A 13677-nucleotide genomic window follows, 5' to 3' on the forward strand; every position below is an offset into this window, starting at 1 on the left:
TTCGCGTCCGCGCCCGGCCCTTGTGGGCGCGGACCGCCACCCTTTATAGTCAGGGTGACTCTTAAGGAGGCGGGCGTGAGCCTCGCGACTTTGCTCGAACCCCTGCGACAGCCGCTCCTCACCGTCCTGGACACCCCGGTCAGCTGGACCGAGGTCCTGGGCTTCGGCAGCGGAGCGCTCTGCGTCTGGCTGGTGGCCCGCCAGCACGTGGCCAACTGGCCGATCGGCATCGCCAACAACCTCTTCTTCGTCCTGCTCTTCGCGCAGGCCGGCCTCTATGCCGACGCCGGCCTCCAGATCGTCTTCATCACCCTCGCCGCGTACGGCTGGTGGACCTGGACCCACGGGGGTGGACCGGGCTCCGACGCCCTGCCGGTGCGCCGCACCACGCGCACCGAATGGACGTGGCTGCTCGCGGCGGGGGTGGTGGGGACCCTCGCGCTCACCCTGCTGCTGGACCGCGCCACCGACTCGACCGTCCCCTTCTGGGACGCCCTGACCACCGCGCTCTCCCTCATGGCCACCTACGGCCAGTGCCGCAAGCGCCTGGAGTCCTGGTGGCTCTGGATCGCCGCCGACGTCGTCTACGTGCCGCTGTACGCGCACAAGGGCCTCTACCTGACCTCCCTGCTGTACGTCGGCTTCATGGCGCTCTGCGCGATCGGCCTGCGCGGCTGGACCCGGGACCTCGCGGGGACCCGGCGACCGGTGGGGGCGACGGCGTGAAGCGCTACGGCCACGGCCTCGTCCTCGGCAAGTTCTATCCGCCGCACGCCGGCCACCACCACCTCGTCCGCACCGCCCTCGACCGCTGCGACCGCCTCACCGTGCTCGTCTGCGCCTCCTCCGCCGAGTCCGTGCCCCTGGAGGAGCGCGTCGCCTGGATGCGCGAGGTCCACCCCGAGGCCCTCGTCGTCGGCGCCGTCGACGATCACCCCGTCGACCTCCACGACCCCGACGTGTGGGAGGCCCACATGCGCGTCTTCCGGGCCGCCGTGCCCGAACGCGTCGACGCCGTCTTCACCTCGGAGCCGTACGGCGGGGAACTCGGCCGCCGCTTCGGCGCCGACTCCGTCGCCGTCGACCCCGACCGCGTCCGCTTCCCCGTCTCCGGCACCGCCGTCCGCGCGGACCCCGCCGGCTGCTGGGACTTCCTGGAGGCCCCCGTGCGGGCCGCGCTCACCCGCCGGGTCGTCGTCCTCGGCGCCGAGTCCACCGGCACCACCACCATGGCCCTCGCCCTCGCCGACCACTACCGGCGGCGCGGCGGCGTCTGGGCCCGCACCCGGTACGTACCGGAGTACGGGCGCGAGTACAGCGAACTCAAGCTCGCCGAACTCCGGGCCGAACGCCCCGGCGCCACCTGGTCCGACGTCGTCTTCCGCTCCTCCGACTTCCCCGTCATCGCCCAGCGCCAGGCCGAACTGGAGGAGGAGGCCGCCCGCGACGGCTCGCCCGTCCTCGTCTGCGACACCGACGCCTTCGCCACCACCATCTGGCACGAGCGGTACATGGCCACCACCAGCGCCGACACCGGCGAGATCGCCGCCCGGGGCCGGCAGCACCTCTGGCTGCTCACCGACCACCGGGGCGTCGACTTCGAGGACGACGGGCTGCGCGACGGGGAGCACCTGCGGCCCTGGATGACCGCCCGCTTCCTCACCCAGCTCGCGCACTCCGGCCGCCGCACGGTCGTGCTCACCGGACCGCACGAGGAACGGCTCGCCACCGCCGTCGCCGCCGTGGACGCGCTGCTCGCCGAGGGCCCCCGCCTCACCGACCCCCTGCCGGAGCGCCGATGACCGCCCACCGGGCCCCCGAGGGCTACGACCCGTACGCCTTCGAACCGTTCGCCGTCACCGTCGACCTCGCCGTCCTCACGATCCGCGAGGAGCACCTCCACGTCCTGCTCGTCGAGCGCGCCCAGGAGCCCTACGCCGGGTCCTGGGCGCTGCCCGGCGGCTTCGTGCTGCCCCGCGAGTCCGCCGAGACCGCCGCCCGCCGCGAACTCGCCGAGGAGACCGGGCTCTCCGGGGCTACCGTCGCCGGACTCCACCTCGAACAGCTCCGCACCTACACCGAGCCGGACCGCGACCCGAGGATGCGGGTCGTCTCCGTCGCCTTCACCGCGCTCGTACCGGACCCGCCCGAGCCGCGCGGCGGCGGGGACGCGGCCCAGGCGCGGTGGATCCCGTACGGGACGCACGGGCCGCTCGCCTTCGACCACGACCGGATCCTCGCCGACGCCCACGAACGGGTCGGCGCCAAACTCGAGTACACCTGCCTCGCCACGGCCTTCTGCCCGCCCGAGTTCACCCTCGGCGAGCTGCGGCAGGTCTACGAGACGGTCTGGGGCGTCGAGCTCGACCGCCCCAACTTCCGGCGCAAGGTCCTCGCCACGCCCGGCTTCGTCCGGGCCGTGGAAGGGCCGCCGCGCCTTACCGGCGGACGGGGGAAACCGGCCGCCCTCTACCGGGCGGGCGGGGCCACGGCCCTCCACCCGCCCCTCCTGCGACCGGAAGGACGCTCCTCGTGAACCACCCCCGCACCGCGGTCAAGCGGGCCGCGACCGGATCCCTGATCGGGCTCGCGCTCGGCGACGCGCTGGGCTTTCCCACCGAGTTCAACGACGTGCCCTCGATCCTCGCGAAGTGCGGGCCCTGGCGGGAGATGGAACTCCCCGTCAGGAACGGGAAGGCGTACGTCACCGACGACACCCAGATGACCCTCGCCCTCGCCCGGGGCGTCCGCACCGCCATGGACCGGGGCGTCCTCGCCCCGCAGCGGCTCGTCGGGCCGCTGCGGGAGGAGTTCGTCGACTGGTACCACTCACCGGAGAACAACCGCGCGCCCGGCAACACCTGTCTGCGCGCCTGCCGACTCCTGGACGGCGACCGGCTCTGGCAGGACGCCAGCCAGATCCACTCCAAGGGCTGCGGCGCCAACATGCGGGTCGCGCCCATCGGCCTCGTCCCCGGGCTGAGCGACGAGCAGCGGGCGGGCGCCGCGCAGCTCCAGTCGGCGCTGACCCACGGCCACCCCACCGCGCTCGCCGCCTCCGACCTCACCGCCCGCGCCGTGTACCTGCTCGCCCAGGGCGTCGACCCGGCCGGGCTCGTCGGACAGCTGCGCTCGTACGCGTACGAGAACCGCTCCCGCTACCACGAGGAGTGGCTCGGGGACCTGTGGACCCGCTCCCAGGACCCCTCCGCCCGGCACTTCACCGAGCGCGGCTGGGACGAGTGCCTGGTGGTCCTGGAGCGCCTGGACGCCGTCCAGCGCACGGCCGACCCGGAGCTCGACCCCTGCGCGTACACCGGCGACGGCTGGATCGCGGAGGAAGCCCTCGCGACCGGGCTCCTCTGCTTCCTCCTCTTCCCCGGCGAGCCCCTCACCGCCCTGCGCCGGGCCGCCTGCACCCGCGGCGACTCCGACTCGATCGCCGCCCTCGCGGGCGCCTTCGCCGGTGCCCACCTCGGCGCGGACGCCTGGCCCGCGGAGTGGGCGGAGCGCGTCGAGTACCGGAGCGACCTGATCTCCTTCGGCGCCCTCTGGGACGCTTGAGCCATGACCCTCGTCCCGGACGAGCACCCCGAGTTGTGGGACTTCCTGAGCGCGCGACGCCTCGGTGAGGTCCTCTCCGGCACGGTCGCGGCCATCGAGCGGTTCGGCGTGTTCGTGGCACTCGACGACGGCCCCGGCCATCCCCTCTTCCCCGGCGTCGGGTTCGTCTCGGCCGCCGAACTGTCCTGGGAGCGCTTCGAGTCGTTCGAGGAAGTCGTCCGGGTCGGACAGCGCGTCTCGTGCGAGTTCCTCCAGTTCGACACGTACAACGGGGAGGCCAGGCTCTCCCTGAAGGCCATGCGGCCGGATCCGCTGCGCGCGTTCGCCGCGCACGTCGCGTGCGGCCGGGAACTGCGGGGAGAGGTCACCAAGCTGATTCCGTTCGGTGTCTTCGTCCGGGTCGCCGACGGCGTCGAGGGGCTGGTCCACATCGACGACCTCGCCCCGGCTCCGGGGGCCGGCCTCCAGGACGTCGTGGCGGTCGGCGACCGGATGACGGTCGTCGTCACGGACGTGGACCTCGTGCGGCGCAGGGTGCGCCTCTCGCCGGTCCGGACCGACCGGCAGGTCCGGGGCGTGTCCGGCGAATCAGGGTCGGCAGGTCGCGGCCCCGGCCAGGATCCACCGGACACGCCCTAGGGGGTGTCCGGCACCGACGCGCGGCGGGCGCGGGCCAGGAAGTCCTCCACGCGCGCGTGGTCCGGTTCGAGGGGCAGCGGGGACGCGTCGTGGGCCCGGTCGGCCTCCTCGTGGAGGCGGTTCATCCAGGACTCGACCTCCGGCCAGGGCACCTCGCCGCGCTTGACCGCGAGGAGGCGGTCCCGGTCCTCGCCGACGTCGACGCGCAGCTCGCCCGTGCGCAGCAGGTCCCGGCAGCTGGCCAGGAGCCGCAGCAGGTGCATGGCGTGCTTCCAGCGCGGCTGCCCGTACTGGCGGACGTCCGCGTCCAGCTTGCGGCGCTGGCCGCCCGCGTACCGGACGAAGGTCTGGTGCGCCCGGCGGGAGAGGAAGGCGCCGCGCAGCGAGATCAGCTCGCGGCCGAGGTCGTCGGCGTACTCGACGACGGGGGAGTGGAGGCACTCCAGGACGTTCGGATTGTTGCGCAGGGCCAGCTCGCAGAAGCGTTCCAGCTCCCAGCTGAACTGCTCCTCGCGCGGCCCCTCCACGTGCGCCGGGGGCTTGTCGAAGCGCCAGAAGAGCGGCGTCGGGGCGAGGTAGACGCCCCGCACGTCCGTGTCGCTGCCCTCGGTCGCCAGACCGAAGGCGCGCGAGCCCGTCACACAGGAGTAGATCGTGTGCTCGCGCACCAGCTCGTCCGGAGTCATGCCGGGCAGGTTACGCCAGGGTGATCGTCCCGTCCGAGACATTAATCCGCTCCGCCGGGAGCGGGCGGGTGGCCGGGCCCGTCACCACCGAGCCGTCCGCGACGCGGAACCTCGAACCGTGGCAGGGACAGTCGATGGTGCCGTCCGCGACCTTGTTCACCAGGCACCCCTGGTGCGTGCAGACCGCCGAGAACGCCCTGAACTCGCCGGCCGTCGGCTGCGTCACCACCACCTTCTCCTCCGGGAAGACCGCGCCGCCGCCGACCGGGACGTCCGAGGTCCTGGCCAGCGCCTCGCCGCCCCCTTCCGGCGCCCCGGAGGTCTCCGGCGCCTCGGGGGCGTCCGTGACCGTGTCGCCGTCCTCCCCGCCGCCGCCGTCCGAGCCGCAGCCCGCCGTCGTCAGGGCCGCGGCGGTGAACAGGACGGTACGGCGGCTCGTGCTCCTGGACGTCATGGCGCCAGCTTGGCCACGGCACCGGCGCCGGGTCCCGCGACACGCCTGCGCCCGTACCCCGGTCGGCGGAGCGCCCCGGCGCGCACGACACCGGCCCCGGTCCCCGTCCGGCAGCGGCGGGGGACGGGCCCCCCGGCGGCGCCCCCCCCGTCTCGGAGGGCGGGCGCCGCGACGTACCGCCCCCGCCGCTGACTAGGCTGAACGGAGCACTGACGCAGGCGAAGGAGCACGACGTGGCGGTACGAGCGGTCCGAGGCGCCGTCCAGCTGGAACGGGACGAGGCCGGGCACATGCGCGAGCGGGTCGAGGAGCTGCTCGCCGCCGTCCTCGAACGCAACGGCCTCACCACCGAGGACCTCATCAGCATCTGGTTCACGGCCACGCCCGATCTGCACAGCGACTTCCCCGCCGCCGCGGCCCGGCACGTCGGGATCGTCGACGTCCCCCTGATCTGCGCCCAGGAGCTCGACATCGAGGGCGCCATGCCCCGGGTCGTCCGGCTCCTCGCCCACGTCGACACCGAGCTGCCCAAGTCCCGGATCGCGCACGTCTACCTCGGCGCCGCGGCCGCCCTGCGCAAGGACATCGCCCAGTGAGAACAGCGCTCGTCATCGGAACCGGGCTGATCGGCACCTCCGCCGCCCTCGCCCTCGCCGGCCGGGGCGTCACCGTCCACCTGCGCGACCACGACCCGGCCCGTGCCCGCACCGCCGCCGCGCTCGGCGCCGGCACCGACGAGGCGCCCGAGGGCCCCGTGGACCTCGCCGTCGTCGCCGTGCCCCCCGCGCACGTGGCCACCACCCTCGCCGCGGCCATGGCGGCCGGCCTCGCCCGCGGCTACCTGGACGTCGCCAGCGTCAAGGGCGGACCGAAGCGGGAGCTGGAGGCCCTGGGCCTCGACCTCACCGCGTACATCGGCACCCACCCGATGTCCGGCAAGGAGCGCTCGGGCCCCCTCGCCGCCACCGCCGACCTCTTCGAGGGCCGCCCCTGGGTCCTCACCCCCACCCGGGACACCGACACCGAGGTCCTCAACCTCGCCCTGGAGCTCGTCGCCCTCTGCCGGGCCGTCCCCGTCGTCATGGACGCCGACGCCCACGACCGGGCCGTCGCCCTGGTCTCCCACACCCCCCAGCTGGTGTCGTCCATGGTCGCCGCCCGCCTGGAGGAGGCCGACGAGTCCGCCGTGCGCCTCTGCGGACAGGGCATCCGCGACGTCACCCGGATCGCCGCCTCCGACCCCCGCATGTGGGTCGAGATCCTCTCCGCCAACCCCGGGCCCGTCGCCGACGTCCTCTCCGGCGTCGCCGCCGACCTCGACGAGACCGTCCGCGCCCTGCGCTCCCTCCAGTCCGCCGACGAGGACGAGCGCAAGGACGGCGCCACCGGCGTCGAGGACGTCCTGCGCCGCGGCAACGCCGGCCGCTCCCGCGTCCCCGGCAAGCACGGCGCCGCCCCCGCCGCCTACGAGACCGTCGCCGTCCTCATCAGCGACCGGCCCGGCGAGCTGGCCCGGATCTTCGCCGACGCGGGCCGCGCGGGCGTCAACGTCGAGGACGTCCGCATCGAGCACGCGACCGGCCAGCAGGCCGGTCTGGTCCAGCTCATGGTGGAGCCCTCGGCGGCCCCGGCCCTCGGCGCGGCGCTCCAGGAGCGCGGCTGGGCCCTGCGCACGGGCTGACGCGGACCCGGGGACCGCTCCGGAGGCCCGGCGCCCGCGGGCCCCGGGCCTCCGGCACGGGCTGGGCCGAACGGGTGCGTGGGACTCGGTAACCTTGGGGGAGCCCGTCGCGACTCCGCCGGGTCCTGCCACCTCACCCCAGGAAGGTGTTCCCACCGTGGAATCCGTGATCGTCGCCATCGACGGGCCGTCCGGCACGGGCAAGTCGAGCACCTCGAAGGCGGTCGCCGCCAAGCTGGGGCTGAGCTACCTCGACACCGGCGCCCAGTACCGGGCGATCACCTGGTGGATGATCGGCAACGGCGTGGACGTCTCCGACGCCGGGGCCGTCGCCGACGCCGCCGCCAAGCCGGTGATCGTCTCCGGCACCGACCCGTCCCGGCCCACCATCACCGTGGACGGCGCCGACGCCTCCGGCCCCATCCGCACCGAAGAGGTCACCTCGAAGGTCAGCGCCGTCAGCGCCGTCCCCGAGGTCCGCGCGCTCATCACCGAGCTCCAGCGGACCATCGCCCGGGGCGCCGAGCACGGCATCGTCGTCGAGGGACGGGACATCGGCACCACCGTCCTGCCCGACGCCGACCTGAAGATCTTCCTCACCGCCTCGCCCGAGGCCCGCGCCGCCCGCCGCTCCGGCGAGATCAAGGGCGCCGACGTGCGGGCCACCCGGGAAGCCCTGGTCAAGCGGGACGCGGCCGACTCCAGCCGCAAGACCTCCCCGCTCGCCAAGGCCGACGACGCGGTCGAGGTCGACACCACCGACCTCACCCTCGACCAGGTGATCGAGTGCGTCGTCACCCTCGTGGACGAGAAGCGGGCGGTCGCCCGGTGACCGTGCCCTCCGCGAAGGGCGCCGCCGTCGGCCGCGGCATCGGCATCGGGCTGATGTACGGCCTGTGGAAGCCGCGCGTCCTCGGCGCCTGGCGGGTGCCGGCCTCCGGCCCCGTCATCCTCGCCGTCAACCACGCGCACAACATCGACGGCCCCATGCTCATGGGCACCGCCCCGCGCCCCGTGCACTTCCTCATCAAGAAGGAGGCGTTCGTCGGCCCGCTCGGCGGCTTCCTGGAGGGCATCGGACAGGTCAAGGTGGACCGGGACAGCACCGACCGCACCGCGATAGCCGGCGCCCTGGGCGTCCTGGAGCAGGGCGGCGTCCTCGGGATCTTCCCCGAGGGCACCCGGGGCGAGGGCGACTTCGCCTCGCTGCGCGCGGGCCTCGCGTACTTCGCGGTCCGCGCCGGCGCGCCGATCGTCCCGGTCGCCGTCCTGGGCAGCACCGACCGCCGGGGACGGCTGGTCAAGGCCCTGCCCCCGCTGCGCGGCCGCGTCGACGTCGTCTTCGGCGACGCCTTCGAGGCGGGCGACGGCAGCGGCCGGCGCACCCGCAGGGCGCTGGACGAGGCCACCGTACGGATCCAGGGGAAGCTCACCGCCCACCTGGAAAACGCCAGGCGCCTCACCGGGCGCTGAGCGAGACTCTCAGTAGTGGAACCCGTCGACCGGGAACCACCGACCACGAATGATCAAGGAACGGACTTCATGAACGACCAGCACGACCACGGGGCACTTGGCGACGCCGAGTACGCGGAGTTCATGGAGCTCGCCGCGGAAGAGGGCTTCGCCGCGGAGGAGATCGAGGGCGCGATCGAGGAGGCCGGGCACGGCCCGCTCCCCGTCCTCGCCGTCGTCGGCCGTCCGAACGTCGGCAAGTCGACCCTGGTGAACCGCATCATCGGCCGCCGCGAGGCCGTCGTCGAGGACAAGCCGGGCGTCACCCGCGACCGCGTCACCTACGAGGCCGAATGGGCCGGCCGCCGCTTCAAGGTCGTCGACACCGGCGGCTGGGAGCAGGACGTCCTCGGCATCGACGCCTCCGTCGCCGCCCAGGCCGAGTTCGCCATCGAGGCCGCCGACGCCTGCCTCTTCGTCGTGGACGCCACCGTCGGCGCCACCGACACCGACGAGGCCGTCGTCAAGCTGCTCCGCCGCGCCGGGAAGCCGGTCGTCCTCGCCGCCAACAAGGTCGACGGCCAGTCCGGCGAGGCCGACGCGGCCACGCTGTGGTCGCTGGGCCTCGGCGAGCCGTTCCCCGTCTCCTCGCTGCACGGCCGCGGCACCGGCGACCTCCTGGACGAGGTCCTGAGGAAGCTGCCCGAGGCCCCCGCGCAGCGCTTCGGCAACACCGTCGGCGGCCCGCGCCGCATCGCCCTCATCGGCCGCCCGAACGTCGGCAAGTCCTCCCTGCTCAACAAGGTGGCGAACGAGGACCGGGTCGTCGTCAACGAGCTGGCCGGCACCACCCGCGACCCGGTCGACGAGCTGATCGAGCTCGGCGGCGTGACGTGGAAGTTCGTCGACACCGCCGGCATCCGCAAGAAGGTCCACCTCCAGGAGGGCGCGGACTACTACGCCTCCCTGCGGACCGCGGCCGCCGTCGAGAAGGCGGAGGTGGCCGTCATCCTCATCGACACCACCGACAACATCTCGGTCCAGGACCAGCGCATCATCACGATGGCGGTCGAGTCGGGCCGCGCCATCGTCATCGCCTACAACAAGTGGGACGAGCTGGACGAGGAGCGCCGCTACTACCTGGAGCGCGAGATCGAGACCGAGATGCAGCAGGTCTCCTGGGCGCCCCGGGTCAACGTCTCCGCCAAGACCGGCCGCCACATGGAGAAGCTGGTCCCGGCCATCGAGACCGCCCTCGCCGGCTGGGAGACCCGCGTCCCCACCGGCCGGCTGAACGCCTTCCTCGGCGAGATCGTCGCCGCCCACCCGCACCCGATCCGCGGCGGCAAGCAGCCCCGCATCCTCTTCGGCACGCAGGCGGGCACCAAGCCGCCCCGGTTCGTCCTCTTCGCCTCGGGCTTCCTGGAGGCCGGCTACCGCCGCTTCATCGAGCGTCGCCTCCGCGAGGAGTTCGGCTTCGAGGGCACCCCGATCCACATCTCGGTGCGGGTCCGCGAGAAGCGCGGCCGCAAGAAGTAGCACCGCGCGCCGACGGCGCCGCGACACGGCCGGGGGCCGGTACCCGCTGCGGGTACCGGCCCCCGGCCGTTCGTTCCTAGAGTCCCCTGCGGGGCCCCGGCGGCAGCGCCGGCCGGGGGGACTGCGGGGGCGGCGGCGAGGGCGCCTGCGCCGACCACGCCGCGGGGGGCGCCGCGTGCCGGCGTCCCTGTCCCGACCCGCCCGCGCCCAGCGTCGTGCCGAAGGCCCGGAAGGCCAGTCCCTCCTCGCCGCTGCGATCGCCCGGCAAGGTGCGGAACGACCTGCGGTACTCCGAGTACAGCGCGTCGTAGATCGGCGTGGGCGAAGGGCCCGCCGCGACGTCCGACGCGGGGCGCATGGAGGGGATCTGACTCGGATGCGGCGGGGAGAAAGGGTCGTATGGGTGCACGTAGGTGCCAACGACCCCGCCGCCCGTCGGATGCGGGCGGCTCTCCGAAAGCGACGCCCGCCGCGGGCGCGGCACGGCCGGAGCCCCCGGCCCCGGAGCCCCCGGTCCGGGCGTCCCCCGCTCCGCCGGCACGCCGGCGACCCGCACCCACCCTAAGCCCGGCCGCGCGTCCCCGCTCACGTGCCGGCCAGCGGCATCGCGGCGGCCACCAGGCGCCCGTTCGCGGCGGCCTTCTCCAGGGCGTCGCGCAGCAGGTCCTCGCGCGGCTGCTGGCCGATCGAGCCCACCGGGGCGGCGAAGACCAGGACCGTGTGCGACTTGTTGGCCGCCGCGCGCCAGCCTTCGGTGACCTGGAGCGGCTGGTGCGCCTGCCACCAGGCGGCCTGCCCGGCGCCGCCCGGCCCCGGCTGGAGCACCGAGTGCAGCTGGCCCATGGCGACCAGGACCGACCAGCCCGGCAGCGTCATCGGCCTCGTGTCGAGGTCCATGACCTGCTGGAAGCCCTGCTCGGCCAGGAGCGGCAGGAACTCGTCGACGAGGCCGTCCGACCCCGGGCGGGCCACCGGGGCGGTCGGCTCCACCACCAGGGCCGGGTGCAGCTCGCCCTGGATCAGGACGAGTCCGCTGGTGACCCCGAGCACGGCCTGCTCGGGGTGGGAGGCGGAGAGCGCGTCGGCGGTGTCCGAGGCCGTGATGGAGGCGACGGCGCCCTGGAGCTGCTCCTCGGCGACCCGGACGACCTGCGACGGGATGCAGCTGGCGTGGGCGAACGCGAGGACCGCCGTCTCCTCGCCGACGAACAGCACCGTGCTGGTGCGCTCCTGCTCGGAGTCCCCCGGCGTGCGGCAGGAGGTGCAGTCGTAGCTGCCCGGGGCGTTGTCGCCGTCGAGCAGCCGGTCGGCTTCTTCGTCGCCGATCTCGGCGCGTACGTCCTCGCTGACGTCGAGCATGCGCGGCACGGGGGGCTCCCTGGACTCGGTACGGGCGGACGCCGGGCCGTCCCCGGTCGTCTCATGCCGAGTTCAACGGGTCAGGCTCGGCCGGGGTCACGCGCGGATGCGGGGCAAGTTGCCGCCGGCCCCCGCGGCGGGAGGGTGCCGCCGACCGGGTGGGGTGCCGGCGGAGTCCCGCGCGGCACGGGCCGGGGGCGCCGGGAGGCTGCCTAGCCTGCGTCGATGTCGAAGATCAGATTTTGGACAGCCGGTTCCCTCGCGGCCGCCTCCGCGGCCGCGCTCCTCGCCCTGGCCCCGGCACCCGCCCAGGCACAGGCCCGGGAGTCCGCCGCCGCGACCCGTACGGCCGTCACCGCGCCCGGCACGGCCGCCGCCTCCGTGCCCGCGTACGCCTGCGCCTCGGACCAGTGGCCGTGGGGCTGCGTCGCCGAGTGCGAGAGCAGCGGGCGCTGGCACGCCAACACCGGGAACGGCTTCTACGGCGGGCTCCAGTTCTGGCAGCCCACCTGGGTCGAGCACGGCGGCCTCGCCCACGCCCCGCGCGCCGACCTGGCGACCCGCGCGCAGCAGATCGCCGTCGCCGAGGAGGTGTTGCGCACCCAGGGGTGGGGCGCCTGGCCCGTCTGCTCCAAGCGGTACGGCCTGAGCGGGCGCGTCCACACCGTGCGGTCCGGCGACACCCTCAGCTCGATCGCCCGCCGCTTCGGGATCAAGGGCGGCTGGCAGGCGCTCTACACGGCGAACCGGAGCCTCGTCGGGGCCGATCCGAACCGGGTCGCCGTCGGCACCATGCTGCGCATCGCCCCGCTCTGACGGTCCCGCCCGGCCGGGCGCCGGGGACCCCGGTGTCCGCCGCCGGCCGTCCGTGCGCGCCGCCGCCTCCCCGGCAAGTACAGTCGGGCGACCGACCAACTGACCGGGGGGAACCGGCAGCGCGATGCGTATCTCCTTTCTGCTCCACAACGGCTACCACTACGGCGGCACGATCCGCACCACCTTCACGCTCGCCGAGGAACTGGCGGAGCGTCACGAGGTCGAGATCGTGTCGGTGTTCCGCCACCGCGACCGCCCCCTGCTCGGCCTGCCCGGCGGGGTGACCCTGCGTCACCTCGTCGACCTGCGCGAGAAGAGCCCCGGGTACGACGGGGACCACCCCGACTTCCACCGCCCGGCCCGGGTCTTCCCGCGCGGCGACGGACGCTGGAAGCAGTACAGCGCGCTCACCGACGCCCGGATCGGGGAGCACCTGCGGGGGGTGGAGACCGACGTCCTCGTCGCCACCCGCCCCGGGCTCAACGTCCACCTCGCCCGGCAGGCCCGGCGCGGGCCGGTCCTGATCGGCCAGGAGCACCTGACCCTGGAGGGCCACAGCCGCCGGCTGCGCCGGGACATCCGCCACGAGTACGCGCTCCTCGACGCCGTCACCGCGGTCACCGAGGCCGACGCCCGCGCCTACCGGAAGCTGGGGCTGTCCGGCGTACGGATCGAGGCCGTGCCCAACAGCGTGCCCGCGCCCTCGGTGCCGCCCGCCGACCCGGCGGCGAAGACGGTCGTCGCGGCCGGCCGGCTGACCCGGGTCAAGCGGTACGACGTGATGATCGACGCCTTCGCCCGGGTGGCCGGGGACCATCCCGAGTGGAAGCTGCGGATCTACGGCTCCGGGGACGCCGTCCAGGACCTCAGGGCGCCGCTCGCCCGGCGGATCGAGGAGCGGGGCCTGGGGGAGCGGGCCTTCCTCATGGGATCGGTCACCCCGCTGGAACCGGAGTGGGTCAAGGGCTCGATCGCCGCCGTGACCTCCCAGCGCGAGTCCTTCGGCATGACGATCGTGGAGGCGATGCGCTGCGGCCTCCCGGTGGTCTCCACCGACTGCCCGCACGGGCCGCGCGAGATCATCGAGGACGGGGTCGACGGGCGTCTCGTGCCGGTCGACGACGTGGCGGCGTTCGCGGGAGCGCTGCGGGAGCTGATCGAGGACGACGAGCTGAGGGCGAAGGCGGCGCGGGCGGCCCTCGCCGCCTCCGAGCGCTTCGACCCCGCCCGGATCGCCGCCCGGCACGAGGGGCTCTGGACGGAGCTCCTCGACCGGGGCGCGGGCCGCCGCACGCACTCCCCGGCGCGGGCGGCCCTCCACCGGGGCGTGGGCCGGGCCGTCGACGCCGTCTACGCCCAGAAGGCGAGGGCGGGCCGCCTGGTCCGCCGCTTCCGCTGACCCCGGCCGGGAGGGCCCGCCGTACCTCCGGGAGCGTCCCCGCCGGGCCGGTCCGTGATCGAGGACCGTGGCTGTCCGCGAGGGCTGT

16 protein-coding genes are annotated in these 13677 nt (G+C 74.5%); 12 read left to right on the forward strand and 4 right to left on the reverse strand.

Annotated features, from left to right (window positions below; translation table 11 throughout):
* Positions 1–75 precede the first annotated feature (75 nt).
* Genes pnuC through ADL08_RS01280 form a run of 5 tightly spaced genes read left to right on the forward strand, consistent with a single transcriptional unit; the run spans position 76 to position 4203 of the window.
* A complete protein-coding gene (pnuC, locus tag ADL08_RS01260; RefSeq protein ID WP_053640130.1) occupies positions 76–726 on the forward strand; it encodes a nicotinamide riboside transporter PnuC in 651 nt (216 codons plus the stop codon).
* Positions 723–1802: an AAA family ATPase gene (locus ADL08_RS01265; RefSeq protein WP_053640131.1), complete on the forward strand. Its 1080-nt coding sequence runs from the start codon at positions 723–725 to the stop codon at positions 1800–1802. The genes pnuC and ADL08_RS01265 overlap by 4 nt, the downstream gene beginning before the upstream one ends.
* A complete protein-coding gene (locus tag ADL08_RS01270; protein WP_053640132.1) occupies positions 1799–2536 on the forward strand; it encodes an NUDIX hydrolase in 738 nt (245 codons plus the stop codon). Before ADL08_RS01265 ends, ADL08_RS01270 begins: the two co-directional genes overlap by 4 nt.
* Positions 2533–3564 (forward strand): ADP-ribosylglycohydrolase family protein, encoded by a 1032-nt coding sequence (locus ADL08_RS01275; RefSeq protein WP_053640133.1) that lies wholly within the window; start codon positions 2533–2535, stop codon positions 3562–3564. The genes ADL08_RS01270 and ADL08_RS01275 overlap by 4 nt, the downstream gene beginning before the upstream one ends.
* A gap of 3 nt (positions 3565–3567) precedes the next feature.
* The gene (locus ADL08_RS01280) at positions 3568–4203 is read left to right on the forward strand and encodes a S1 RNA-binding domain-containing protein (RefSeq protein ID WP_063885207.1); all 636 of its coding nucleotides are present in this window, start codon (positions 3568–3570) and stop codon (positions 4201–4203) included.
* Here ADL08_RS01280 and ADL08_RS01285 read toward each other — a convergent pair.
* Both ADL08_RS01285 and ADL08_RS01290 read right to left on the reverse strand, forming a co-directional pair.
* The gene (locus ADL08_RS01285) at positions 4200–4889 is read right to left on the reverse strand and encodes a DNA polymerase beta superfamily protein (RefSeq protein WP_053640134.1); all 690 of its coding nucleotides are present in this window, start codon (positions 4887–4889) and stop codon (positions 4200–4202) included. The two genes, ADL08_RS01280 and ADL08_RS01285, sit on opposite strands and share 4 nt — an antisense overlap.
* A 10-nt stretch (positions 4890–4899) precedes the next feature.
* Positions 4900–5343 carry a Rieske (2Fe-2S) protein gene (locus tag ADL08_RS01290; RefSeq protein WP_053640135.1) on the reverse strand — a complete coding sequence of 148 codons (444 nt, stop codon included), beginning with the start codon at positions 5341–5343 and terminating at the stop codon, positions 4900–4902.
* Positions 5344–5576: 233 nt separating this feature from the next.
* Between ADL08_RS01290 and aroH the strand changes: the two genes are divergently transcribed.
* The 5 genes from aroH (at position 5577) to der (ending at position 10015) form a co-directional block, all read left to right on the forward strand.
* Complete coding sequence (gene aroH / locus ADL08_RS01295) at positions 5577–5939, forward strand: chorismate mutase (protein ID WP_053640136.1); 363 nt, start codon at positions 5577–5579, stop codon at positions 5937–5939.
* Positions 5936–7024 (forward strand): prephenate dehydrogenase, encoded by a 1089-nt coding sequence (locus ADL08_RS01300; protein WP_053640137.1) that lies wholly within the window; start codon positions 5936–5938, stop codon positions 7022–7024. Before aroH ends, ADL08_RS01300 begins: the two co-directional genes overlap by 4 nt.
* A 157-nt stretch (positions 7025–7181) precedes the next feature.
* The gene (cmk, locus tag ADL08_RS01305) at positions 7182–7856 is read left to right on the forward strand and encodes a (d)CMP kinase (protein ID WP_053640138.1); all 675 of its coding nucleotides are present in this window, start codon (positions 7182–7184) and stop codon (positions 7854–7856) included.
* Positions 7853–8497, forward strand: coding sequence for a lysophospholipid acyltransferase family protein (locus ADL08_RS01310; protein WP_199836927.1), 645 nt, complete (start codon positions 7853–7855; stop codon positions 8495–8497). The genes cmk and ADL08_RS01310 overlap by 4 nt, the downstream gene beginning before the upstream one ends.
* Before the next feature lie 69 nt (positions 8498–8566).
* Positions 8567–10015, forward strand: a complete 1449-nt coding sequence (der, locus tag ADL08_RS01315) for a ribosome biogenesis GTPase Der (RefSeq protein WP_053640139.1) — start codon at positions 8567–8569, stop codon at positions 10013–10015.
* 76 nt (positions 10016–10091) lie between these two features.
* Here der and ADL08_RS39135 read toward each other — a convergent pair whose 3' ends face one another.
* Both ADL08_RS39135 and ADL08_RS01320 read right to left on the reverse strand, forming a co-directional pair.
* Positions 10092–10373 carry a hypothetical protein gene (locus ADL08_RS39135; RefSeq protein ID WP_107093245.1) on the reverse strand — a complete coding sequence of 94 codons (282 nt, stop codon included), beginning with the start codon at positions 10371–10373 and terminating at the stop codon, positions 10092–10094.
* Between the two features lie 227 nt (positions 10374–10600).
* On the reverse strand, positions 10601–11383 hold the full coding sequence (locus tag ADL08_RS01320; protein WP_053640140.1) for a hypothetical protein: 783 nt from the start codon (positions 11381–11383) through the stop codon (positions 10601–10603).
* A 216-nt stretch (positions 11384–11599) separates the two neighbouring features.
* Between ADL08_RS01320 and ADL08_RS01325 the strand changes: the two genes are divergently transcribed.
* Positions 11600–12190, forward strand: coding sequence for a transglycosylase family protein (locus tag ADL08_RS01325; RefSeq protein WP_053640141.1), 591 nt, complete (start codon positions 11600–11602; stop codon positions 12188–12190).
* 124 nt (positions 12191–12314) lie between these two features.
* Positions 12315–13589 (forward strand): glycosyltransferase family 4 protein, encoded by a 1275-nt coding sequence (locus ADL08_RS01330; RefSeq protein ID WP_053640142.1) that lies wholly within the window; start codon positions 12315–12317, stop codon positions 13587–13589.
* The last annotated feature ends 88 nt before the right edge of the window (positions 13590–13677 follow it).

It is taken from the genome of Streptomyces sp. NRRL F-6492 (genome assembly GCF_001280125.1).
GTDB lineage: Bacteria > Actinomycetota > Actinomycetes > Streptomycetales > Streptomycetaceae > Streptomyces.